This window comes from Bradyrhizobium agreste, from assembly GCF_016031625.1.
Lineage (GTDB): Bacteria > Pseudomonadota > Alphaproteobacteria > Rhizobiales > Xanthobacteraceae > Bradyrhizobium > Bradyrhizobium agreste.
Genome location: NZ_JACCHP010000017.1, coordinates 152,919 through 176,359 on the forward strand (window position 1 = coordinate 152,919; position 23,441 = coordinate 176,359).

Annotated in this window: 23 protein-coding genes and 1 pseudogene; 17 read left to right on the plus strand and 7 right to left on the minus strand. The window is 63.0% G+C overall.

Annotation, left to right across the window (positions count from 1 at the left end):
* Window positions 1-98: 98 nt before the first annotated feature.
* Entirely contained in the window at window positions 99-452 is a 354-nt protein-coding gene (locus HZZ13_RS36965; RefSeq protein WP_246504545.1) for a hypothetical protein, read from the minus strand.
* Between the two features lie 455 nt (window positions 453-907).
* Between HZZ13_RS36965 and HZZ13_RS24420 the strand changes: the two genes are divergently transcribed.
* The 9 genes and pseudogenes from HZZ13_RS24420 to HZZ13_RS24460 all read left to right on the plus strand — a co-directional run bounded on the left by HZZ13_RS24420 (window position 908) and on the right by HZZ13_RS24460 (window position 8,421).
* Window positions 908-1,294 carry a hypothetical protein gene (locus HZZ13_RS24420; protein ID WP_376707077.1) on the plus strand — a complete coding sequence of 129 codons (387 nt, stop codon included), beginning with the start codon at window positions 908-910 and terminating at the stop codon, window positions 1,292-1,294.
* A gap of 314 nt (window positions 1,295-1,608) precedes the next feature.
* The gene (locus HZZ13_RS24425; protein ID WP_197962048.1) at window positions 1,609-1,881 is read left to right on the plus strand and encodes a hypothetical protein; all 273 of its coding nucleotides are present in this window, start codon (window positions 1,609-1,611) and stop codon (window positions 1,879-1,881) included.
* A complete protein-coding gene (locus HZZ13_RS24430) occupies window positions 1,871-2,251 on the plus strand; it encodes a hypothetical protein (RefSeq protein ID WP_197962049.1) in 381 nt (126 codons plus the stop codon). The genes HZZ13_RS24425 and HZZ13_RS24430 overlap by 11 nt, the downstream gene beginning before the upstream one ends.
* A gap of 52 nt (window positions 2,252-2,303) precedes the next feature.
* Window positions 2,304-3,038, plus strand: coding sequence for a hypothetical protein (locus HZZ13_RS24435; protein WP_197962050.1), 735 nt, complete (start codon window positions 2,304-2,306; stop codon window positions 3,036-3,038).
* A 562-nt stretch (window positions 3,039-3,600) separates the two neighbouring features.
* Window positions 3,601-4,200: pseudogene (locus HZZ13_RS37420) on the plus strand (PBSX family phage terminase large subunit); the annotation flags it as partial.
* 441 nt (window positions 4,201-4,641) lie between these two features.
* Window positions 4,642-5,070, plus strand: coding sequence for a GNAT family N-acetyltransferase (locus HZZ13_RS24445; RefSeq protein ID WP_197962052.1), 429 nt, complete (start codon window positions 4,642-4,644; stop codon window positions 5,068-5,070).
* Between the two features lie 214 nt (window positions 5,071-5,284).
* Window positions 5,285-6,553: a CaiB/BaiF CoA transferase family protein gene (locus tag HZZ13_RS24450; RefSeq protein ID WP_197962053.1), complete on the plus strand. Its 1,269-nt coding sequence runs from the start codon at window positions 5,285-5,287 to the stop codon at window positions 6,551-6,553.
* Between the two features lie 89 nt (window positions 6,554-6,642).
* A complete protein-coding gene (locus tag HZZ13_RS24455) occupies window positions 6,643-7,848 on the plus strand; it encodes an acyl-CoA dehydrogenase family protein (RefSeq protein ID WP_197962054.1) in 1,206 nt (401 codons plus the stop codon).
* Between the two features lie 9 nt (window positions 7,849-7,857).
* Entirely contained in the window at window positions 7,858-8,421 is a 564-nt protein-coding gene (locus HZZ13_RS24460; RefSeq protein ID WP_197962055.1) for a flavin reductase family protein, read from the plus strand.
* Between the two features lie 7 nt (window positions 8,422-8,428).
* Here the strand turns inward: HZZ13_RS24460 and HZZ13_RS24465 are convergent, their stop codons facing one another.
* Complete coding sequence (locus tag HZZ13_RS24465; RefSeq protein WP_197962056.1) at window positions 8,429-9,346, minus strand: NAD(P)-dependent oxidoreductase; 918 nt, start codon at window positions 9,344-9,346, stop codon at window positions 8,429-8,431.
* Between the two features lie 159 nt (window positions 9,347-9,505).
* On the opposite strand from HZZ13_RS24465, the gene HZZ13_RS24470 reads away from it, so the two are divergent.
* From HZZ13_RS24470 to HZZ13_RS24495, 6 genes are all read left to right on the plus strand, one after another.
* Window positions 9,506-10,489 (plus strand): ABC transporter substrate-binding protein, encoded by a 984-nt coding sequence (locus tag HZZ13_RS24470; protein WP_197962057.1) that lies wholly within the window; start codon window positions 9,506-9,508, stop codon window positions 10,487-10,489.
* A gap of 75 nt (window positions 10,490-10,564) precedes the next feature.
* Window positions 10,565-12,259: a dihydroxy-acid dehydratase gene (ilvD, locus tag HZZ13_RS24475; RefSeq protein ID WP_197962058.1), complete on the plus strand. Its 1,695-nt coding sequence runs from the start codon at window positions 10,565-10,567 to the stop codon at window positions 12,257-12,259.
* 94 nt (window positions 12,260-12,353) lie between these two features.
* Window positions 12,354-13,199 carry an ABC transporter ATP-binding protein gene (locus tag HZZ13_RS24480; RefSeq protein WP_197962059.1) on the plus strand — a complete coding sequence of 282 codons (846 nt, stop codon included), beginning with the start codon at window positions 12,354-12,356 and terminating at the stop codon, window positions 13,197-13,199.
* Window positions 13,196-13,981 carry an ABC transporter permease gene (locus HZZ13_RS24485; protein WP_197962060.1) on the plus strand — a complete coding sequence of 262 codons (786 nt, stop codon included), beginning with the start codon at window positions 13,196-13,198 and terminating at the stop codon, window positions 13,979-13,981. Before HZZ13_RS24480 ends, HZZ13_RS24485 begins: the two co-directional genes overlap by 4 nt.
* Window positions 13,978-14,745: an ABC transporter permease gene (locus tag HZZ13_RS24490; RefSeq protein WP_197962061.1), complete on the plus strand. Its 768-nt coding sequence runs from the start codon at window positions 13,978-13,980 to the stop codon at window positions 14,743-14,745. Before HZZ13_RS24485 ends, HZZ13_RS24490 begins: the two co-directional genes overlap by 4 nt.
* 32 nt (window positions 14,746-14,777) lie before the next feature.
* Window positions 14,778-15,824, plus strand: coding sequence for a 2,5-dihydroxypyridine 5,6-dioxygenase NicX family protein (locus HZZ13_RS24495; protein ID WP_197962062.1), 1,047 nt, complete (start codon window positions 14,778-14,780; stop codon window positions 15,822-15,824).
* On the opposite strand, the gene HZZ13_RS24500 is transcribed toward HZZ13_RS24495, so the two are convergent.
* The 5 genes from HZZ13_RS24500 to HZZ13_RS24520 are packed head-to-tail and all read right to left on the minus strand — an operon-like array spanning window position 15,821 to window position 21,539.
* Window positions 15,821-16,813 carry a 3-hydroxybutyryl-CoA dehydrogenase gene (locus tag HZZ13_RS24500; RefSeq protein ID WP_197962063.1) on the minus strand — a complete coding sequence of 331 codons (993 nt, stop codon included), beginning with the start codon at window positions 16,811-16,813 and terminating at the stop codon, window positions 15,821-15,823. The two genes, HZZ13_RS24495 and HZZ13_RS24500, sit on opposite strands and share 4 nt — an antisense overlap.
* Before the next feature lie 3 nt (window positions 16,814-16,816).
* Window positions 16,817-17,905 carry an NAD/NADP-dependent octopine/nopaline dehydrogenase family protein gene (locus HZZ13_RS24505; protein ID WP_197962064.1) on the minus strand — a complete coding sequence of 363 codons (1,089 nt, stop codon included), beginning with the start codon at window positions 17,903-17,905 and terminating at the stop codon, window positions 16,817-16,819.
* The gene (locus tag HZZ13_RS24510) at window positions 17,902-19,437 is read right to left on the minus strand and encodes a class I adenylate-forming enzyme family protein (RefSeq protein WP_197962065.1); all 1,536 of its coding nucleotides are present in this window, start codon (window positions 19,435-19,437) and stop codon (window positions 17,902-17,904) included. The genes HZZ13_RS24505 and HZZ13_RS24510 overlap by 4 nt, the downstream gene beginning before the upstream one ends.
* Before the next feature lie 2 nt (window positions 19,438-19,439).
* A complete protein-coding gene (locus tag HZZ13_RS24515) occupies window positions 19,440-20,729 on the minus strand; it encodes an acyl-CoA dehydrogenase family protein (protein ID WP_197962066.1) in 1,290 nt (429 codons plus the stop codon).
* 12 nt (window positions 20,730-20,741) lie between these two features.
* Window positions 20,742-21,539, minus strand: a complete 798-nt coding sequence (locus HZZ13_RS24520) for an alpha/beta fold hydrolase (protein WP_210349455.1) — start codon at window positions 21,537-21,539, stop codon at window positions 20,742-20,744.
* Between the two features lie 212 nt (window positions 21,540-21,751).
* Here HZZ13_RS24520 and HZZ13_RS24525 point away from each other — a divergent pair, with 212 nt between their 5' ends.
* Entirely contained in the window at window positions 21,752-22,513 is a 762-nt protein-coding gene (locus HZZ13_RS24525; RefSeq protein ID WP_197962068.1) for an SDR family NAD(P)-dependent oxidoreductase, read from the plus strand.
* 41 nt (window positions 22,514-22,554) lie between these two features.
* Complete coding sequence (locus tag HZZ13_RS24530; protein WP_197962069.1) at window positions 22,555-23,391, plus strand: enoyl-CoA hydratase family protein; 837 nt, start codon at window positions 22,555-22,557, stop codon at window positions 23,389-23,391.
* The last annotated feature ends 50 nt before the right edge of the window (window positions 23,392-23,441 follow it).

The following is a 23,441-nucleotide window of genomic DNA, read 5'->3' on the forward strand; positions in this document are numbered from 1 at the left end:
GAGGGGCTTTCCGATTTTGCGCGCTGTCGATTGACGCGTCGGGCAAAACACCTTCGTAAATGGCATCATCGAGATGCGCGCGCGGCCTGCGGGCCGGCTCAATCGTCCTTCGACATATCGCCGGGTCTTGTGGGCAGATCGATGGTGCCGCCTTCGCCATGTGCGAGATCGCGATCGTCATCCGCCGGCTCGTCGGCGGTCTTCGGTCGCTTGCTGCGTGGCGCGTTCTTTGTCGATGCGGGTTTTGAGCCCGGACGATTTCGCGACGTGTCGCTTGGCGATGTGCCGTGTGAGGGCGTCTTGATGGTCATGGCCGGTCGCTCCTGATTGTCCAACGCGGCTTGTGCGAATTCGTTCGTTTGACACGTCGGGCAAAACACTGGCAGAATGGCATCATCGAAACGAGTTTGAGTTGGCCCGCGCGGGATGCAATCCGCGGCGGGCTTTTTCATGTCCGCTTGGCGCGACGACAGTCGCGCAAGTATGGAGGTTTTGACACGTCGGGCAAAACACCGGCATAATGTCATCATCGAGACGAGTTTGGTTCACCCGCGCGGGACAAAATCCGCTGCGGGTTTTTTCGTTCTCGATTTCGGAATCGGACGGCGGCGGCGCATTGCGGCCACGCACTCGCTTGGATAACGCGTTTAGGGAGCGCCGATTGGCGCGCCGTCGTCCGAACCATTGATGGCCGTGCACGCGCGAACGTGCCGGCCCGCGGCGCCGGGCCATTGCCCCGCGCCGCTGCGGCCTCCGGGGACCGGAGATAGGGTTCGCGCTCGAAACGATCGCGCGCTTTCCGCGCGATCTGCCGCGCATTTTCTTGACAAGGAGAGATGATGACCGCCTACCTGATATCGCTGGCCGTCGCCGGCCTCGTTGCCATCCTGCTGTGGGAGACGTTTTCGTGAGCGAGGACATCATCGAAGGCGAGTGCGAGCGCGCGCCGGTCCGCCTGCCCGCGCGCGGGAAGACCTCGCGGGCGCGCAACCTGACCGAGATCCGCTCGCTTGCGCGCAGCCACACCCGAACCGCCATCAGGGTGCTCGTCGGCATCATGCGAAGTGAGGATGCGACGCCGGCGGCGCGCGTCTCGGCTGCCAACGCCATCCTTGATCGCGGCTGGGGCAAGGCCGCACAGCCCGTCGAGAACGGCCAGGACGGAGTGCTGGAATTGATTCATCGGATCGAGCGCATCATCGTGCATCCCGCGAGCTCGAACGGTGGTGACGCCGTCACCACGCTCGAGACGGCGGAGATCCCGACCGGCAATCGCGCCTCGATTGCCGGTTGATCCGTCGGGCAAAACACTGGCAGAATGGCATCGTCGACAGAAGTTGTTGTTGTCCGCGCGGACGCGATCCAGCGCGGGTTTTTTGTCTTGATGTCTTGGACAAATTGCTGGTCTGATTGCTCGTCCGCAGCAGTCCAGCATAGGCGCGCTGCAACGGGACAGCTATCGCCATTGTGACTCCCTGCCAATGATGTGGGAACAGCGCGAGAGTGCCAGAATGAGGTGTCTTTCATGAAATTCTGCACGTCTGCGACCTTGAATCTTCGCAATCATTCCTGATTCAATGAGGCCCTCAGACTTGTAAGGAGGGGGTAATGTCGACGAGGAAGACGCGCGACCGGAGCAGTCGTAGCTGGATGCGCTGTCTCGGTGCTTCGACAGACGAGGAACTGGCGCTGGGGGAGAGGCCAATTGCGCCGATGAAGGGCGGCGGCAGCAAGCGCACGATCGATATGCGCGAGCTGATCAACAGTCTGATGGATGTGCCGAGCGGCAGTTGGAGCGCGGGCGAAATAGTCGTCTCCCCATTCGTGGACAGCATCTGCGCTTCTCTCGATCAGTCCGCGAGGCCAAGTCATGGACATTGATCAACTCGTGAGCGCGATCCCTGCGATCAATGATTTCTCGACGGTCGCTTCGATCGTATCCGTGCTCCCAACATACTTTCTTCGTCTTCAACCTGCGACTTACAGGCTGGTCTTGTCGCTGGGGATTGTTTTCGGTCTTTCGACATTTGCGATCGGGATGACGCCGGTTCTTTGGCCGTTTTCGCATCAATATGATCGATTGCTTGTATTCAATGTGGTTACCCATTTTTCGCCGCTTGTCATCGTCCTCATCGTGATACTTGCCTGCATTGGGCACGTAACCCGTGTCGGCTTATGGAGCACGGTGGTTCTGGCCAGCGTCATTCTCGACTGGACTGGAATGTCCATGCTCCTCCTTGCTCTTTCCTAGCGCCTCACGACCGCTGAAACGCCGTACCTGAAAACAAGGATCGAGGCCCGTCATGGCCAGGAAGCTTCCGTCCTATACTCAAGACAATCTCGCTCTGCTCGGAAAGATGCCGTCTCAGATCGCTGCTGCGGCGGCGAGGTACGGAGTGCCCGCCGAAGCAATCGCTGGCGCGTTGGCTCAAGAGCAGTTTGACCAACAGGACTCTTTGACGAATTACGCGAGGATGGTCGGCTCTGCCGTCCTTGCACGTGAATTTCTTGACAGGATGTTCATTGACGGAAGAACACGGAACCGATTGCATCCCACACAAGGAGCCTCGGATATTATCCTGGATAGGTACAACGCCGATCCGAATGCGATGACGGTCGGAAAGGACATCAGAAAGAAGCTTGGAAATCCTCTGCTCGTTGACTATGGCCCTTCTGGAATGAAATTCCAGAACGCCATTCGGGCAATTCTCAATAACCCGGATGATCCTGCATTCGCGCCATATGTGAAGGATCTATATTCGGCCGGCGTCGCTTTGCATAAAGGCAGCGATCACGCACTCATGGCGTCAACCATTGGCGCATATTTGCGTGAAGGCGTTCGAAACTATCAATCCAACATGAGCGTCCATGGCAATCTGACGACCGGGATCGACGCTTGGAAACGTTTGGATCCATCGACCCGAAATGCATTGCTGGTTCAATTCTACAAGCAGGGACCAACACCGAAACTCGCGTTAAAAAAACGCGATGATTGCTGCGCAGAACGGCTTCCCCTATGTTCCCCGAATAGGCGTTGACGGCGCCGGTGCAACATATCTCGCAAACGAACCTGCGATCATTCGAGCGTTGGCTGATGGGCCAGCTAGCTTTTCCGATCGCTGGAATGCGACCAACGACCGCGCGGGACTTGCTGACGACCAGCGGTCTGTCAGGAATGCCGCAGATAGGATCATAAGTCCCGCGCCTCGTGCTGACGTGCAGCCATCAGTCGATCTCAACTCGGGTCCACCTGCGTACATTCCGGAGTATCTACGGTATCTGCAAGATGCGGATCGCGTGCCTCGGACCCGCTTGGAAGACGTGCGGGTTCTGAGGAGGATGCCTGCCGAAAAATCGGATCGATCCGCCTTCTCGAGTGACAGCGCGCCGGTGCCGTTTGTTCCTCCCGACGCGTCGTTTCCGCTCTCGCCACAGAGCGAATTCGAGAGACGATTCGGATCGTGGCCGACACCTGCCGGCGGCGTCCTTGCCGGTGCATATCAAGCTCCGCAAAGCCCATCCGACTCACCAAACACCGAAGACTGGTCCGCGATGTGGCGCAGGCGCACCGGTCTGCCCTAGGGCGAGCGAGCGCAGCCATTGTCTATCCTGAAAATTCCGACGGCCAAGATCTTCGAGCCGCTGCTGAAGCCTGCGCGCTACAAGGGCGTTTATGGCGGACGTGGCTCGGGCAAATCGCATTTCTTCGGCGAGCTCCTGGTCGAGACCTGCCAGGCCGAGCGCGGCACGCTCGCGGTCTGCATCCGTGAGGCGCAGCGAACGCTGGCGCAATCGTCGAAGCGCTTGATCGAAGGCAAGATCGCGAGCCTCGGGCTCGGACATTGCTTCAAGTTGTTCAGCGACAAGATCGAGACACCCGGCGATGGGCTCATTATCTTCCGCGGACTTCAGGATCACACGGCCGACTCGATCAAATCTCTGGAGGGATTTCGCATCGCCTGGATCGACGAGGCGCAATCCTTGAGCGCGCGCAGCCTCGCGCTGCTGCGGCCGACGATCCGCGCCAAGGACTCCGAATTGTGGGCAAGCTGGAATCCGCGCCGCAAGAGCGATGCGATCGACGATTTTCTGCGTGGGCGACAGCCGGATGGTGCCGTGGTGGTGAAAGCCAATTGGCGCGACAACCCCTGGTTCCCCGATGTGCTCGAGGAGGAGCGGGTGCTCGACCAGAAGCTCTATCCGGAGCGTTACGACCACATCTGGGAGGGAGACTATGCGCGCGCCTTCGAGGGCGCCTATTTCGCGCAGCTCCTGTCCGAAGCGCGCGCGCAAGGGCGGATCGGAAAGGTTGCCGCGGATCCGCTGTTGCCGCTGCGCGCCTTCATCGACATCGGCGGCGCCGGTGCTGCGGCGGATGCCTTCACGATGTGGATCGTCCAGTGGGTCGGGAGCGAGCTGCGAGCCGACTTTCAACACCTGCGGAGGTGGCGAAAGAGCGTGGAGCAGGCCCAGAGCTACACCTTCAAGGCGGTGATCACAGTGATTGCCACTGGCCTGATGGGTGCGGTCTGGCTTGGTGTCAAGGTCGTGCTGGGCAAATGAGCTTTGATGGCGGCGGTGACGTCGCTCCGCGCCCGATCATAATCTGCTGCCCCAGATCTGCTGCCCAATGAGTCGCTCATGTACAGAATTCGAATCGTCGATGCCTCCGATGAGGACGTTGCCGAGACCCTGGCCGATCTGCATCGACAGACGTTCTTCGATGCCGCGGCGATGCCCACGTTCGACCTTGGCGCGTGGTGGCTGGCTTATCACGAAGAGGCAGCAGTCGCCTTCGCCGGGGTCGTGCCGTCGACCCACGTTCGAAATGGCGGCTATTTCTCCAGAGTTGGCGTGTTGCAACGGCATTGGGGACGCGGCCTTCAGCGCAGATTGATGCGTGTGATCGAGGCGAAGGGGCGACGTACCGGATGGGACAGCATCGTCTCCGATACGACGGACAACCCGGTTTCGGCGAACAACTTCATTCAGGCGGGCTATCGGCTGTTCGAGCCCGAGATCCCTTGGGCTTGGGCGCATACGCTCTATTGGCGGAAGTGGCTGCACTGAGCAGGTTTGCCGCCGCACGGAATGGGCCATCTATCTAACGGCCGGTACGTGCGTGGAACGTCCGAGGACCCGGCAGCCCGAGGGCTGCCGGGTCCTTTTTGCGTATTGAAGCGATGCCGGCGCGGGGACTTGCGAAGACGGCAGCGCCGGGCTTTAAGTTTGCTCTTGCAGGAAATTCGGCGGCCATAAGCCGATGTCAGGGAGAGCGCGATCGATGCCCAGCAAACCTCAATTGCCGGTACGTGCCTCGCAAAGGACGGGAGGACCGACCGCGCTCGATGGCCTGTTGGTGGTCGATTTCACGCGCGTGGTCGCCGGTCCGGCCTGCACCCAGACGCTCGCCGACTACGGTGCGCACGTCATCAAGATCGAGAATCCCGATGGCGGCGACGACACGCGTACCTACGAGCACGCGGAGATCGGAGGCGAGAGCGCCGCCTTTCTCAGCCTGAACCGCAACAAGCGCGGCATCGCGCTCGATCTTGCCGTGCCAGGGGCGCGCGAGATCGCGCTGGACCTGATCCGCAAGGCGGATGTGGTCGTGGAGAATTTTTCGAGCGGGGTCATGAAGAAGTTCGGGCTCGACTATGAGTCGGTTGCGCCGCTGAACCCGCGGCTGGTCTATTGCTCGATCTCCGCCTACGGACGCGCCGGACCGTTTGCCTCGCGGCCCGGCTTCGATCCGATCACGCAGGCGGAAAGCGGCTTCATGTCGCTTAACGGATTTGCCGACGGCCCGGCGGTTCGCACCGGCCCGCCCATCGTCGACATGGCGACGGGGATGTCCGCCTGCAATGCCATCCTGCTGGCGCTGCTGGCGCGGGAGCGGCTCGGCCGTGGGCAGCATGTCGAAGTTGCGCTGTTCGACGTCGCGATGGGAATGACGGGCTTCTACGGCATGGCCTATCTCATCAACGGCGAAAACCCCGGCCGGTTCGGCAATTCGCCGAGCGGGTCTCCCACCGTCGGCGTCTACGAGGCCTCAGACGGGCCGCTCTACATGGCCTGCGCCAACGACCGGCTCTATCGCCGGCTTGTGGTCGAGGTGCTGAATCGGCCCGATCTCATCACCGATCCGCGATTTGCGACGCGCAAAGCCCGTTCGGAGAACAAGGAGCTGCTGCGGGCAGCCATTGCCGAAGTCTTCGCCAGCGATACGCTCGAGAACTGGATGGCCAAGATGAAGCTGGCCAATATCCCGGTCGGCTATCTCCGCACGGTCGAGGAGGGCTTCAACGCCCCCGAGGCTCGCGAGCGCCATCGCTTGAACCGGATTCCGCATCCGACAGCCGAGTGGGTGCCCAACATCGAGCCGCCGATTACGATGAGCCTGACCGGCACGATCGATCCTGTCGCGGCACCTCTCTTGGGAGAGCATACGAAGCAGGTCCTCCATGAAACGCTCGGCTACGACGAAGATCGGATCGCCGATTTTGTCGAGAAGGGCGCCTTTGGCTCGGTCAAGCCTCTGAGGTCGACTTGAGGCAATGGCTCGGCTTGATTTGGCGAAGGTCCCGCCGCATAAATGTGTGAAAGCGAGGGACACGAATGGCGCCTGGCCAGGAGCCGAGCATGACCCAGCCCGCGGGCCTGCAAGCCGGCGGCGAGGTCTATGCGTCAATGATCGCGAAGGCTCGGGCGCTTCTGCCGCGACTGCGCGAGCGGGCGGCGCGGACGGAGGAGCTGCGGCATCTTCCCCCGGAAACCGAAAGGGATCTCCACGACGCCGGCCTGTTCCGGATGCTGCAGCCGGCCCGGATTGGTGGCGCTGAGCTCGACTATGTCGCTCTCGTCGATTGCGCTGAACTGCTCGGGCAGGCGGATGCGTCGGTCGCCTGGAATCTCGCCAATCTGGCGAGCCATCACTGGATGCTGGGAATGTTCGAGCCAAGGGCGCAGGATCTGGTCTGGGGCCGCAATCCGGACACGTTGATTGCATCCTCGTTCATTTTTCCGGCCGGGCGCGCGACGAAAGTCGAGGGCGGATACCAGCTGCGCGGCAGCTGGCCGTTCTCCTCGGGTGTTGCCTCCTGCGAATGGAACATGCTGGCAAGCGTGGTCTATTCCGACGATGAGGCGGACGGCATCGAGTATCGGATCTTCCTGCTGCCCGAGGCCGATTACAAGGTGCTGGACACCTGGAATGTCGCGGGATTGCGCGGGACGGGATCCTGCGATGTGGAGATCAGGGACGCTTTCGTTCCTCATCATATGACGGTCGCCGTAGGGGACCTTTCAGGTGGCCCGACGCCGGGAAGCGCGGTCAATCCGAATCCGCTGTATGCGCTGCCTGTCTTCTCGCTGTTTCCTTACGTCCTCTCCGGTGTCGCGCTGGGGAATGCACAGGCGTGCCTCGACGATTACACGGAAGTCGCGCGTCATCGCGTTTCGACCTATAACCGCGCCAAGCTGAGCGATTTTCAAAGCACGCAGATCAAGATCGCCGAGGCCTCGGCCAAGATCGATGCGGCACGCCTGATCATGCGGTCGGTCTGTCTCGATGCCATGGAGGACGCACGGCGCGGCCATATCCCTGACATGGCGACGAAGACCAGATATCGCCGCGACGGATCCTTTTCCGTGAACTTGTGCACGGACGCGGTCTCGATGCTGTTCGCCGCGAGCGGCGCGCGTGGCCTGTTCACGAGCGGCGTGTTACAGCGGCAATTCCGCGATGCGCACGCGATCAACTCACATCTCGCATTCAACTTCGATGCGGCGGGGACCAACTACGGACGGGTGGCCCTCGGCCTGCCCTCCGAGAATCTCACGCTGTGAGGTCGGTCGATGAATGACCTGCCGAAGCAGCCTCGCGCTCCGGATCCCGCCAACGAGTTCGCGAGCGACAGCTCGCAGATCGATCCTCGCGACTTTCGCAACGCGCTCGGAACTTATGCAACGGGTGTGACGATCATCACGGCGGCAGCGCCTGACGGCAGGCCGTACGGGCTGACGTGTAATTCTTTCGCCTCGGTCTCACTGAATCCCCCGCTGGTTCTGTGGAGCCTCGTCGTCTATTCCTCGAGCCTGACCGTCTTCCAGAACGCCAGCCATTTCAGCGTCAACGTTCTCGGCGCTTCGCAACAGGCGCTTGCGAACAAATTCGCAAAATCGTCGGACGACAAGTTCGCTGGCGTCGACTGGAACCCTGGCCTCGGCAACGCGCCAGTGCTCGCCGAGAGCGTCGCCAATTTTCAATGCCGCTCCGTGAATCGCTATTATGGCGGTGACCACGTGATCTTTCTCGGCGCGGTCGAGGCATACACCTACAATGCGAAGGAGCCGCTGCTCTTTGCGCGGGGGACGTTCGGTCGCTTCATGGCCGACGATGAGCGCAAGAACGGGCCGTAACGCGCCCCTAGAGCGCTTTGCGCTCTGCCGCCGAAAGCTTGTAGATCTCCAGCGCGTCCGCGTCCGCACCTCGCGCGGCCTTCGCCAGCCTGAATAGCTGTCCGGCAAGCGCGGCCATTGGCACCGGCGTCGAGGTTGCCTGTGCAACATCGGCGACCGTATCGAGGTCCTTGAGCATCGTGGCGATGTGGCCGAGCGGCGGGGTGTGAATGCCCTTGACCATCCGCGGCACGAACAGCTGGAGCGGGATGGAATCCGCAAAGCCGCCGGCGAGTGCTTCGGGCAATCGATCGGCGTCAATTCCGGCGTTCACGGCAAGGCGTGTTGCTTCCGCGAGCACGGCCATCGCGCATCCGACGATCACCTGGTTGCACAGCTTTGTGGTCTGGCCGGCGCCGATCGGGCCCATGTGCGTGAACCTGCGCGCCATGGCCAGGACATAGGGCCGCACCCTCTCGATGTCGCCAGCTTCTCCGCCCGCCATGATGGCGAGCGTGCCTTCCTCGGCGCCCTTCGTGCCCCCGGACACCGGCGCATCGATCCAGCCCGCACCGTTCGCGTCCTTCAATCGCCTTGCGAGGTCGCGCGCCGCGTCTGGATGGATTGACGAGAAATCGACCACAAGCTTGCCCGCGCCAGGGGCTGCCGCCAGACCTTCGGGCCCGAAGATCACCTCCTCCACCGCCGCCGCATCCGTCACGCAGATGAAGACTATATCCGAGCTCGCCAGGAGATCCCGGGGCGTGACCGCACGCTTGGCGCCGGCTTCGACGAGTGGCGCCACCTTGCCTTCCGAGCGGTTCCAAACCGCGACCGAATAGCCGGCCTTCAGCAGGCGTCGGGTCATGGGCGTTCCCATGAGTCCCTGGCCGAGATAGCCGAGCTTCTCGACGCGTTGCGGGTTTGCCTTGCTGTCGTCAGCCATAGGTTGCCTCCTTCTGTCGCCGCGCCGCTTTACCATACAATGCCTATCTGCCGGCAAAACCGCCGGCCTCGCATGGCTTGCCTGATTGTTTGAACCATGAAACATTTGAGGCGGTCGGGTTGGGGGCGCCGGTCGGCGCCAGAGCAGCGGAGTGGCACGATGCGAACCGTTTCGAAGTGGATCCTGGCTTTGGGAGCGGCAGCAGCCGTGAGCGCGGGCGCAAGCCCGTCATGGGGGCAGCAGACGATCCGCGTCGGCTGGACCATCCCTGCAGAGGAATCCAAGTACTGGATGATGCGCCGGCCGACCGAATTTCCCAATCTCGGCAAGACCTACAACATCGAATGGACCCAATTCCAGGGCACCGCGCCGATGACGCAGGCCCTGGCAGCCGGTGCACTGGACTGTGCGACGCAGGCGCCGCTCTCGCTCTCCAATGGGGTCGTCGGCGGCAATCTCAAGGCTTACATCGTGGCGCAACACGTTTTCGAGATGCCCGGCGGCTTCTCGGTTTACTGGGCCGTCAAGGATGACTCACCCATCAAGACAATCGCGGATCTCAAGGGCAAGACGGTCGGCATTTCCGTGATCGGTGGCGGCACGCAAGGACCGTTCAATCTGCTCTTGAAGCAGAATGGCGTCGATCCGGCCAAGGACATCAAGCTGGTCGAGGTCGGTTTTGCCGTGTCCGAGGACGCGCTGCGCCAAGGCCGCGTCGACGCGGTCAACATGAACCAGCCGTTTGCGGCGCGCGCGGAGGCGAAGGGCGGCACAAGGAAGCTGTTCTCGCTCTCCCAGGCCATGCCGAACATCGTGCACATCCTGGAAGCCTGCCGTGCCGATTTCGTCGACAAGAACCCCGAGTTGGTCAAGGCCTATGTCCGCGACATCACCTCGGGGATGAAGAAGGCGCTGGCGAACCGCGAGGAGACTCTCAAGGTCGTCAATGAAGTGCTGAAAGCCCCGATCCCGGTGCTCGAGACCTATCTGCTCAAGGACAATGATTTCGGCCGCGACCCAGGCGCAGCGCCGAACTTCCCGGCGATCCAGAAGATGCTGGACATCTATGCGGAGACCGGAATGCTTCCGAAGCTGGATGTCGCACAGTTCAAGCATCCCTCGATCGTCGCGCCGCTGCAATAGAAGCGGGTCGAACTACCGAACGTAACATCCTGGCGTTCCGGATCATCCGGGACGCTGCATGAAGAAGATGCATAGATGAAGAAGTTGCGATCACGGGTCACAACGGACGGGCTCGACCGAGCGCCGCATCGTGCATTCATGCGCGCCATGGGGCTCGACGACACCGCGATTGCGAAGCCGATGGTGGGCATCGTGAGCATGAAGGGCGAGCAGACGCCCTGCAACATGACCCACGACTTCCAGGTGGCTGCAGCCAAGACCGGCATCGAGGAGGCCGGCGGTACACCGCGTGAGTTCGCGACTATTTCGGTGTCCGACGGCATCAGCATGAATCATGAGGGGATGAAGTTCTCCCTGTTCTCGCGGGAGCTGATCGCCGATTCGATCGAAGCCGTGGTCCATGGGCTGGCCTACGATGCGCTGATCGGATACGGCGGCTGCGACAAGACCCTCCCTGGCGTGATGATGGGGATGGTCCGCTGCAACGTGCCCTCCATCTTCATCTATGGCGGCAGCTCGCTGCCGGGCCGCGTGGATGGACGTACGCTGACGGTGCTCGATTCCTATGAGGCTGTCGGCGGCTTCATGACTGGCGAGATCGACGGCGCCACGCTCGAGCGGATCGAGCGCGCGTGTTTGCCGACGATCGGTGCCTGCGCCGGCCAGTTCACCGCCAACACCATGGGAATGGTTTCGGAGGCGATGGGGCTGACCATTCCCAACGTCTCGATGGTGCCCGGCGTCTATTCCGAGCGGGCGCAGATCTCCCGACGCGCCGGACGTCTGATCATGGAGATGCTGGACCGCGGCGGGCCGCTACCGCGCGACATCGTGACGCGGAAATCACTAGAGAACGGAGCGGCGATCGTGGCAGCGACGGGCGGCTCGACCAACGCCGCGCTGCACCTGCCGGCGATCGCGAATGAGGCCGGGATTGCATTCAGCATCGATGATGTGGGTGAGGTCTTTGCCAGGACGCCGTTGATCGGCAATTTGCGCCCCGGGGGTAAGTATACGGCGAAGGATGTCTACGATGTCGGCGGCGCTGCGGTCATCATTCGCGAGCTGATCCAGAGCGGTCATATCGATGGCAGCTGCTTGTCGATCACCGGCCGCACACTTGCCGAAGAGTACAGGGCGGCCAACGCGCCCGACGGAGAGGTCGTGTACACGGCTCGCGCGCCAATCATGCCAGACGGCGGCGTCGCGGTGCTGAAGGGTAACCTCTGTCCCGATGGGGCGGTGATCAAGGTCGCGGGCTTGAAGAGCCAGTTCTTCGAAGGCGTGGCGCGTGTTTTCGAGGATGAAGAAGCCTGCGTCGCAGCTGTTCGTGACCGCAACTACAAGGCGGGCGAGGTTCTCGTGATCCGCAATGAGGGGCCGGTCGGCGGACCCGGCATGCGTGAGATGCTCGGCGTCACCGCGCTGATCTATGGGCAGGGCATGGGTGAAAAAGTGGCGCTGATCACCGATGGCCGGTTCTCCGGCGCGACCCGCGGGATGTGCATCGGCTACGTGTCCCCCGAGGCATTTGTTGGCGGTCCGCTGGCGCTGGTCCGGAATGGTGACAGGATCCGGATTGATGCCGCAAATCGGCGGATGGATGTCCTGCTCGAGGAACAGGAGCTCGCCGCGCGGCGACGCGAATGGAAGCCGCGCCCGCCACGCCACCGTGCAGGTGCGCTGGCAAAATATGCGCGGCTGGTGGGGCAGGCGCCGGGCGGAGCCGTGACGCATGAAGGCCCGGCAGAATGGCCGTGGTTCGAATGACGCACCGCACGGGTGCGAAAATGAAAGCTTGTCTGGCAGACTTCTTGCTAGGCTCGTGCCGCTGAATCTTCGTGCGAGTGGGACGGAAGACGGGATGACGGTAGTATCCGCGAGATCGAGCGAATGGGTGAGACCGGTGACGCAACAAGACCCGGCTTCCGCAATCATCGAGATCGACCGCGTCTCGCAGGTCTTTCAGACCTCGGCACGCAAAGATCATGTTGCGCTGTCGGATATCTCGCTGAGGATCGAGGAGAGAGCTTTCGTCTCCATCCTTGGCCCGTCCGGCTGCGGCAAGTCGACACTGCTCTACATCGTCGGCGGCTTCGTCAGTCCAACCAGCGGCGCGGCGAAGGTGAAGGGACAGGCGATCAAGGGCCCCGGTCCGGATCGCGGACCGGTTTTCCAGGAGTTTGCGCTGTTTCCCTGGAAGACCGTGCTCGGTAACGTGATGTATGGGCCGCGTCAGCAAGGGATTCGCGCCGCCGAGGCCGAAGCGCAGAGCCGGGCCTTGATCGACATGGTTGGCCTCAAGGGCTACGAGAACTTCTATCCTAAGGAGTTGTCGGGCGGCATGAAGCAGCGCGTGGCGCTGGCGCGGACCCTTGCCTACCATCCCGAAGTGCTGCTGATGGACGAGCCGTTCGGGGCGCTCGACGCTCATACAAGGACGCGCCTGCAGAACGATCTTCTGAACATCTGGGAGCGTGACCGCAAGACGGTGCTGTTCGTCACCCATTCGGTCGATGAAGCCGTCTTCCTCTCGGACAAGGTCGTCATGATGTCGAAATCGCCCGGCCGAATCCGGCAGGTCATCGACATCGACCTGCCGCGGCCGCGCCGCCGCAACGAGCTGTTGCTCGACCCGCGCTACCAGAAGTACGTCGTCGATATCGAGCGCATGTTCGACGAGAGCGACGAGGGCGGGGTGCCCGCATGATGTCGCCAGCCGGCATGACCAAGCGCGCTGCCCCGGTGCTCGCTTGCATCGGATTGCTGGTGGTGTGGCAGGTCGCATCACTGGCGCTGAAGAATGACAGCTTCCCGACTGCGATGGGAGCGATCACGGCGATTCCGGACATCCTTGGCGACAAGGAATCCCTGGTCAATATTCTGGCCTCGCTCCGGCGCATGGCGATGGGATTTGGTGCGGCCGTGCTCGTGTCGATACCGCTTGGCCTCTTGATGGGGCGTAGCGCCGCGATTGCGGCCTTCTTCAATCCGCTCCTGATGGTGATCTATCCGGTGCCGAAGGCGGCCTTGATGCCGATCATCATGCTGTGGTTGGGCGTCGGCGACATCGCGAAGACGCTTGTGATCTTTCTTGGCGTCAGCCTGCCCGTGATTTATCACAGCTTCGAAGGCGCCAAGGCGGTCGAAGAGAAGATGCTGTGGTCCGGTGCTGCGATGGGGCTCTTGCCGGTGCAACGTCTGGTACGCATCGTGCTGCCGGCGGCGCTGCCGGAGATTTTGACGGGGTGCCGTACGGGATTGGTGTTGGCGCTGATCACGATGATCACGAGCGAGATGATTGCCCGTCAGTCCGGTGCCGGGAACATTCTGTTCAATGCGCTCGACATGGGCCAATACGACACCGTCTTTGCGATGATCATCATCGTGGGGGCGATGGGAATCTGCCTCGACGCGATTTTCGAAAGGGTTCGTGCCAGGCTCGTGCGCTGGTCCGAGCCGCAGTTCGACATGCCGCTGAGCTTCTCATGATGTCGCGGTTTCTCTCACCAAACGTCGTCCTCGGGATTGCGCCGATCATCCTGGTGGTCGCCTTGTGGCAAGGCTTGGTGTCTTTGGGCTTCGCGCCCGCAGTTCTGCTGCCGCCGCCGGGATTCGTCTTCAGCCGGCTGCTCCAGCAGCTCGTGACTTCGACGTTCCAGCACGAGATCGCGGCGACCCTGATCAGGCTGTTTGCCGGCTTCGCGATTGCTGTCGTGCTCGGTGTCAGCATCGGCATCGCCGCCGCTGCCAATCCGGCGATCAACGCCGTGGTTCGGCCGATCGTGCGCGTCTTGGCGCCTTTGCCCAAGGTCGCGCTCTATCCGGCCTTGCTGCTGCTGCTCGGATTTGGCCATGGATCGAAGATTACGTTGGTGGCTGCCGATGCTCTTTTCCCGATCCTGCTGTCGACCTATTACGGTGCGTCGACCGTCGAGCAGAAGCTGATCTGGTCGGCCATGGCAGCGGGAACGCCACGCTACGAAATCCTCTTCAAGGTGGTGCTGGCGGCGGCGATGCCATCGATCTTGACCGGATGCCGGATCGGCCTTGTCATTTCCTGCATCGTGGTGTTCCTGGCCGAAATGATAACGTCGACGGACGGATTGGGGCACGCGCTCGTGACGGCGGCTCGAACCTTCCAGGCCGTTGACATGTTCGTGCCGCTGATCACGATCTCGCTGCTGGGCTTGGTCCTGAATGGGCTGCTGGGAGTCGTACGCTCGTACTTGCTCCGGGGCTTTCCCGAAGCGTAACAAACAAGAATCCATAAGACCGGGAGTGAGCCATGCTGGCTGATCGCATCGAAGCAAAATGGATCGACGCATTCTGCGAGATCTTTGAGCGATGCGCGGTCAAGGCCGGCGATACCGCGGCGATCCTCTCGGAAACCCAGTCGCGCGCGCTGAACGTGCATCTCGCGGAGCTGGCCCTGCTGCGGATGGGGGCGCGGCCGTTTCATGTGGTGATGCCGACACCGCGTAACCGGCATGTCGTTCCGGTCCGCTCAACCGGGGCGAGCGAGGCGATCCAAAAGCTTGGTCCAGTCATCACGGCGCTTCAGCAGGCCGGCTTCGTGGTGGATTGCACCATCGAAGGACTGATGCATGCGGTCGAGACGCCGGAGATCCTCAAAGCCGGCGCGCGGATCCTGGTGATCTCCAACGAGCATCCCGAAGCGCTGGAGCGCATGGTGCCGGATTCCGCGCTCGAGAAGCGCGTTCGTGCCGCGGCCAAGATGTTGCGCGCGACCAAGCGGATGCGGGTGACCTCGAAGGCCGGCACGGCTCTCGACGTCGACATGGTCGGGGCCTCCACGGTCGGTGTGTGGGGCTGGACCGACAAGCCCGGCACGCTCGCGCATTGGCCCGGTGGAATCGTCGTCAGTTTCCCCAAGAGCGGGACCATCAACGGCACGCTGGTGATGGCGCCGGGCGACATCAACCTCACCTTCAAACGCTATCTGACGTCGCCGGTGAAGATGGCGCTGAAGGACGATTATGTCGTCGAGCTCGAAGGCGAGGGCACGGATGCCGCGATGATGCGCGCTTATCTCGCCGCCTGGGGTGATCGCGAAGCCTATGCCGTGTCGCATGTCGGCTTTGGCATGAATCCCGGTGCGCGCTATGAGGCGCTATCCATGTACGACCAGCGCGACACCAACGGCACCGAAATTCGGGCCGTCTCCGGCAACTTCCTGTTCTCGACCGGCGCAAATGAATTCGCAGGGCGCTATACGGCGGGGCATTTCGACCTGCCAATGATGGGAACGACGATCGAGCTCGACGGCGTTGCGGTGGTCCGGGAGGGTGTGCTCCAGGACGTCTTTGGCTAGCTGCGGTCGAGCACCGGGGGGCGCGCCAGTCCGAAGTGCCGGAGCAGGTCGACCATCGCCTGGAGCCGTTTCGCGCGATAGGCGTCGACGTCGAGGCCGGAATAGTCGAGGAAGCCGGCGCCCGTGCGCAGGCCGATCCGGCCTTCATGCATGTTGCGGGAAATGACCTCCGGCGCGCGATAGCGGTCGCTGCCGAGCGCGCCTTCGAGGTAACGGCTGGCGTAGTACAGGACATCGCCGCCGCCCCAATCGATGAACTCGAGCAGCCCAAGCACGGCATAGCGCAAGCCGAAGCCGTAGCGAATCGCCTTGTCGATCTCTTCGGCGCTGGCGACGCCTTCCTCGACCATACGCGCGGCCTCGTTCATTGCCAGCGCCTGGATGCGCGGAACGATGAAACCCGGTGTGGCGGCGCAGACCACCGGCACCTTCCCGATGCCTTCGAGCAGCGTCTTGACCTCGTCGATGACGACCGGGTCCGTCGTCTTGCCGGGCGAAACCTCGACCAGCGGGATCAGATAGGCCGGGTTGAGCCAATGCACATTGAGAAAGCGGCGCGGGTTCACGATCTCGCCCGAGAGATCGTCGACGAGGATGGTCGAGGTCGTCGACGCGATGATCGTGTCAGGGCGGACCTGCTTTGACGCCGCCCCCAGCACCTCGCGCTTGAGCTCGACGACTTCAGGAACGCCTTCGAAGACCATTCCTGCTTCGGCCAACGCTGCGCCGCTCCGGCTCGCCGGCACCACCGAGACCCGCGCGATCAGCGGATCGACATCCGCGTCGCTGAGTAGACCCAGCTTGGACAGGCTGGCGAAGGTCTTACTGACTTCGCCGAGTGCGTCCGCCTCCAGCTTGGCGAAGTCTGTCGCGGACCGAGCCTTGACGTCGATCATCGTGACCTTGTGCCCGGCGTAGGCGAACGCGACGGCGATACCGCGCCCCATGCGTCCGGCCCCGAGACAGGCAATGTTGGCGCGACTGGTCATTGATCAGAATCCATCGCGAAGCAGCGTCTGCAATTCAGCCTTGCTGAGATCGCCGAGTCCCAGCGTCTGGAGCGTTCGGCCACCTCGCGCAAAATCTTCGCCGCAGACGGCGCCGCCGATCGACAGGAATGCTTTGGCCAGCGGTGTGTCCACGCCAGCCAGGCCGGCGACGGACACCAGCAGCGACAGCCCGAGTCGCAGATCCTCGCGCATGTAGCGGTGCTCGGTCAGCACGATCCGCTCGCGCCAGTCACCGGAATCGGTCAGACGGTCGTGCGAGCCGCGGCCATACATCCAGATCTCGCCCTCTCTCGCATAATGGTGAGCGAGCGGGAAATGCGGCGCGCCGTAGCCGAGTGCCTCGCGCACCGCGATGCGTTCTGCGTCGAGCGCGTCAGTGACGCGGCGGATCGCGGCTTGCGTGCCTTCCTTGTGAATGTCCCAGCGCTCGAAATGTTCGATCGGCCCTGCGTTCATCACGATCAACGGTGGATGAATGATCGGGCCCGCGTTCATCAGTGCGCCCGACAGCGCGTCTCCGCATGCCTCGATCACGTCCGGGAAAGCGCGTCCGATCATTCCGAGCGCGTGGGGCGCCTGGTCGAGCGGGAACACGCCGACCGGCAGTCGCTTGGCGCGGATGGTGATCGCGACCTCGAACGCTCCGTGCTTGCGGGTCAGCCACGGAAGCGTGCCCGTTTCGACAAAGCTTGCTTTGGCATGGTTGCCGGCATCTCGGGCCGCTTGGGCGAAGATCATCGAGCCAAACGTCGCTGGCGGCAGAAAGACGACCTGACCGTCGCGCAGATGCGGCGCGAGCTGGCGAGCGATGTCCGCTTGCGCGAAGGCAGGAGCCGGGCACAGGATCAGCTCCGTGCCATCGACGGCGTCCGCCATGTCGGTCGTGACTAGCGCCAGCTTCGCGTCATGACGGCCGTTGTGATCCTTGACCAGGATGCGCGAGCCGGCAGCGCGATGCGCCGCGACCTGATCGGCATCGCGGCGCCAGAGCCGCACCTCATGGCCCGACAGCGCAAAATCGCCGGCCGCCGCGAAAGAGCCGTTTCCCCCACCCAGCACCGCGATCTTCAAGACGCTTCTCCTTGCGCGCGCGACTGCGCATCAAGCTGCTTCAGCAGGAAATGCTGGACCTTGCCAAGCGCCGTGCGAGGCAGGTCGGTGACGAAGACGATCTCGCGCGGAACCTTGTAGCGCGCGAGTTGCGCCTGAAGATGCGCCTTCAATTCGTCAGCCTCGAGCCTGCAGCCGGATCTCGCAATGACATAGGCGATCGGCACCTCGTCCCAGCGCGGGTCAGGCCGGCCGATCACGGCGCATTCGCTGACGTCGGGGTGTTCGAGCAGGACGCGCTCGACCTCGGCCGGGTAGACGTTTTCTCCGCCTGAAATGATCATGTTCTTCTTGCGGTCGCGGACCCAGAAATAGCCGTCGGCGTCGCACAGGCCGATATCGCCGGTGCGATACCAGCCGTCGTGCAGCGCCTCGCGCGTTGCGGCCTCGTTGCCCCAATATTCGAAGAACACGTTGGGGCCGCGCACGGCGATCTCGCCCGGCGTGCTCGCGGGCAGTTCGTCGCCGGCCTGATCGATCACCTTTGCTTCGCAGCACAGGCCGGCAAGGCCGGTCGACCCTGAGCGCGAGAGATCGCCGCCAAGCCGCGTGTAGACGGCGATCGGGCAGGTTTCGGTCGAGCCATAGACCTGAAGCACCGGGACATCGCGCGCAACGAAGCGCTCGATCAGGTGCGGTGGCACGATGGTCGAGCCGGTGGCAACGGCCCTGAGTGAGGAAAGATCGGCGGTCGCCCAGGCAGGATGCTCGCTCACCGCCTGAAGGATCGCAGGAACCATCACCGTGAGTGTCGGCCGTTCCCCTTCGATGGCTGCAAGCGCGGCGTCCGGCGTGAAGCGCGCGTGCACCGTGACCGTCGCGCCCAATTGGAGCGCGGGCGTGGTCTGGATGTTGAGACCCCCGACGTGGAAGAACGGCAGCACGGTCAGCACGTGGTCGTCAGACGTCATGTTGTGCATGTGCTGGCTCATGACGCCGTTCCAGAACAGCGCCTCCTGGCGCAGCACCGCGCCCTTGGGCCTTCCCGTCGTGCCTGACGTGTAGACGATGAGCAGCGGGCAGGAGAGGTCGGTGTGCGGATTTCGGCTCGTGCCGTCACCGCGGGCCAGCAAGTCTTCGAACGTCGTGCCGCGAGGCGGCGTGAAGTCGAGGCCGACAACGGATGTCCCAGCCGCGGTGTGCCCAAGCTCGGCAAGCACTCCGGAAAACGCCTGCTCCAGCAACAGGACCTTGGCACCGGCATCGCTGAGAATGAAAAGCTGCTCGGCGACGGCCAGTCGCCAGTTCAGCGGCACCAGCATCGCGCCGAGCCGCGCACAGGCGTAGAGCACAACCAGATAATCCGGCCGGTTCAGGCTTAGAATCGCGACACGGTCGCCACGGCCGACGCCGAGCTCCCGCTTCAAGGCTGTCGCGGTCCGTTCGATCCGTGCGGCGAATGCCGCGTAACTCAGCCGCCTGCCTTCGAAGGCAATGGCCGTCTTGTCTGGCGCGAACGCCGCGTTGCGGTCGATCAGGCTACAGAGGTCCACGGTCAGTCGTCCGTTTCACCGGCCTCGTAAAGCGCTTCGCGGCCGATCCGGTCGAGGCAGAGCTCGGCGGTCCAGGGCAGCATTAGCGAACCGCAGCGGCTGTCCCGATAGATCCGCTCCAGCGGCAGCGAGCGAAGCATGGCCTGGCCGCCGCAGGTGCGGATCGCGAGCGCGGCGAGCTCATTGGCGCCCTCCATCACCGAATATTGCGCGGCATAGGCGCGCAGCACCTGCTCCTTGCTCGGATTGGCGCGCGCCTCGGTCACGGCCTGGAACCAGATTGCCTTGATCTGCTCCAGCTTGATCTGCATCTGCGCCACCGCGATCTGCTTGGTCGGGTACATGCGGCGCTTGACCGGCGGCATGCCCGAGACTTCGCCGCGCAAGTAACGCACGGTGAAATCGTAGGCGGCTTGCGCCAGGCCCATATAGGTCGGCGACAGCGTCAGGAACATGTGGGGCCAGCGCATCGCGGCCTGGAAATAGACGCCGCGCGGCATCAGCGCCGAATCTTCCGGAACGAACACGTCCTTGAACAGTAGCGTCCGTGAGACCGTGCCGCGCATGCCGAGCGGATCCCAGTCGCCGACGACCGAGACGCCTTCTGATTTGGCCGATATCGCCAGGTAAAGCGTATTGCGGCGCGACGCCTTCTCGCCTTGCTCGATCTCGGTGCAAAGCACGCCATAATAGTCGGCGTGGCCTGAGAGCGAGGCAAAGATCTTCTTGCCGTTGACGATCCAGCCGCCTTTGACCGGTCTTGCTTCCGTGCCGAAAGCAACGCCGCCGGCAGCGGCAGCTCCGCCTTCGGAGAAGGGCTGCGAATAGATCGCGCCGTCCTCGACGATGCGCTTGTAATGGATCGCGCGCCGCTGCTCGTGCTCGGCGCGCGTCTGCCCATCCATGTCCAGATCGTCGGCGAGGGGACCTGACCACAGCGTCGAGCAGACATGCATGTTCCAGGTCAGCGCGGTCGCGCCACAATAGCGGCCGATCTCGGCTGCCGCGAGTGCATAGGTCTGGTAATTCGCACCGAGGCCGCCGTGCTTCTTTGGCACGGCGATACCGAGCAGACCGACGCGATGAAGGTCACGATAATTCTCGGTCGGGAACGTCGCCTCGCGATCATAGGCCGCGGCGCGCGCCGCGAATACGCTCTGGCCGATTTCGCGAGCGCGCGTGACGATATCGGCCTGCTCCTCCCTCAAGCGGAATGCGACAGGGTCGAAGATCGGCGCATCCAGCGCGACCTTATTGGTCGTGCCAATCGTCTTGCTGACTTGCATGGTCATCGCGCTGTCACCTTACGCTTTCGTCGCGAGAGAGTTCAGAAACCGCCCGAGAGCTTCGTCGAAGGCCTCGGGACGTTCGAGATTGGCGAGATGGCCGACGCAAGGCAGTTCGACATATTCAGCCCCTGGAATAAAGGTCGCCGTCTTGGCCATCATCGCCGCGGGCGCGTTGTTGTCCTTTAAGCCGGACAGCAGCAGCGTCGGGACGGAAATAGTGCCAAGCGTGCTGCGCTGATCGAAGCCGATGAGAGCCAGCATCATGGCGCGATAGCTGGCCTCGGGCACGCTCCCCATGCATTCGCGGGCAATCTCCATCCCGTTCGGATCGGGATCGTCGCCGACGAGCTCCTTCACCAGGGAGGGGGCCAGCGACCTCATCGTCTCCCCACGATCGAGCGGCCCGAGCCTTGCCGCGATGAACGATTTCTGCCAGTCGCCGTCCGCCTTCCCGAAGGCAGGGCTGGTCTGCGCCAGCACGACCGCGCGTGCCAATTTGGGGAACTGAACCAGCCACTTCTGAACGATCATGCCGCCGATGGAATGGCCGATCAGAACTGGCCTGCTGACGCCGAGTTGCGCGATGAATTGCTGCAGCGCCTCCGCCAGGGCATCGATACTGACGCTCGCAAGCGGCGCCGATCCGCCATAACCGGGCATGTCCCATGCGATCGCGCGGAAACGGTCCCCGAATGTGGCAAGCTGCCGCCGCCAGGCCCGCGCCGCGCCGCCGATGCCGTGCAGGAAGATCAGCGGTATCGCGCCCGGATCGCCCGCGGCTTCGTAGGCGAAACGTCCGTCCGTCGTTAGCATTGGCACAGGCTGCGACACGCGACATCCTTCTGCTCGGCCCCATCGATGCTAACAGGCCTGTGGGGGATGGAAAGCGATAATTTTATACTTAAAGCAATTTTCGGGCCGCCTCCGATGCGACGCACTCGCCGGCCGAGCGCCGCTTTCGTTGCAAAAACTTGAAGGTTAAAATATATCGGAAGTACGATCACGAGATCCGAGGGAGCCAGCGCATGTCCGGATTGCCGCATTCGCCGCACGCGCTGGTCACCGGTGGCGGACGGGGCATCGGCCGCGCTATCGCGTCGGCTCTCGTCGGCGCCGGCGCGACCGTAACCGTGCTCGGCCGGAGCGCGGCGGTTCTCGACGAGGCGGTCAATGCAGGCGCCGCGCACTTTGCGGCTGTCGCCGATGTCTCGAACGAAGCGTCTCTGAAAGCCGCGATCGCCGGGGCAAGTGCGCGCAAGCCGATCGACATTCTGATTGCCAACGCGGGCAGCGCTGAATCGGCTCCGTTCGCGAAATCGGACAGCGCGCTCTTCAGCCGGATGATGGATGTCAATTTTATGGGCGTCGTGCATGCCGTCCAGGCCGTGCTGCCGGGCATGAAGGATCGTCCCTACGGCCGCATCGTCGCGGTGGCGTCCACCGCAGGGCTCAAGGGCTATGCCTATGTCAGCGCGTATGCAGCGGCCAAGCACGCCGTCATCGGCCTGGTGCGTTCGCTCGCCCTCGAGATGGCCGGAAGCAACGTCACCGTGAATGCGGTGTGCCCCGGTTTCACCGACACCGACCTCGTCGCTGGGAGCATCGACAACATCATGAAGAAGACGGGCCGAACCCGCGAGCAGGCGATTGCCGAGCTCGCGAAGCACAATCCGCAAGGACGCCTGGTCACGCCTCAGGAGGTCGCAGACGCGGTTCTCTGGCTGTGCGGGGAGGGCGCGAGCGCGATCACCGGACAGGCGATCGCGGTGGCCGGTGGCGAAGTCTAGCCTGTCTGGCAGGCACGGAACAAGAAAGCCAAGGAGATCCCATGAGCAGACCAGCAAATCCCGTCACGGTGCCGGTTGCGGATTACTCGCCGCAGCACTTCCTGCTGGCCGTGGTCGACGGCGTTGCCACGGTCACGCTCAATCGCCCCGAACGAAAGAATCCGCTGACGTTCGAGAGCTATCGGGAACTGACCGATTTCTTCCGTGCCTGCGCCTTCGACGACGCGGTCAAGTCGATCGTCGTCACCGGTGCCGGCGGCAATTTCTCGTCCGGCGGCGACGTGTTCGAGATCATCGGCCCGCTGGTGAAGATGGACACCAAGGGTCTGACCGCCTTCACGCGCATGACCGGCGACCTGGTCAAGGCGATGCGGGCCTGTCCGCAGCCGATCGTGGCCGCGGTCGAAGGTATCTGTGCCGGGGCCGGAGCGATTATCGCCATGGCATCGGACATGCGCCTTGCGGCGAGCGGAGCCAAGGTGGCGTTCCTGTTCAACAAGGTGGGGCTGGCCGGCTGCGACATGGGTGCTTGCGCGATTCTGCCGCGGATCATCGGGCAGTCCCGCGCCTCCGAGCTGCTCTACACCGGCCGGTTCATGACCGCGGAGGAGGGCGAGCGCTGGGGCTTCTTCAGCCGCATCGTCACGCCGGAGCAGGTGCTGCCTCAGGCGCAGGTTCTGGCTAGGCAGGTCGCGGAAGGCCCGACCTTCGCCAACACCATGACCAAGCGGATGCTGGCCATGGAATGGGCGATGTCGGTGGAGGAGGCGATCGAAGCGGAGGCCGTGGCGCAAGCGCTGTGCATGACCACGGCGGATTTCGAGCGCGCCTTCGAGGCTTTCGCCAACAAGGTCAAACCGGTCTTCAGGGGCGATTGAGCCGGTTGCAATTATCTGGAGCCAATCCAGCGAGGGGGACTTGCGGGAAA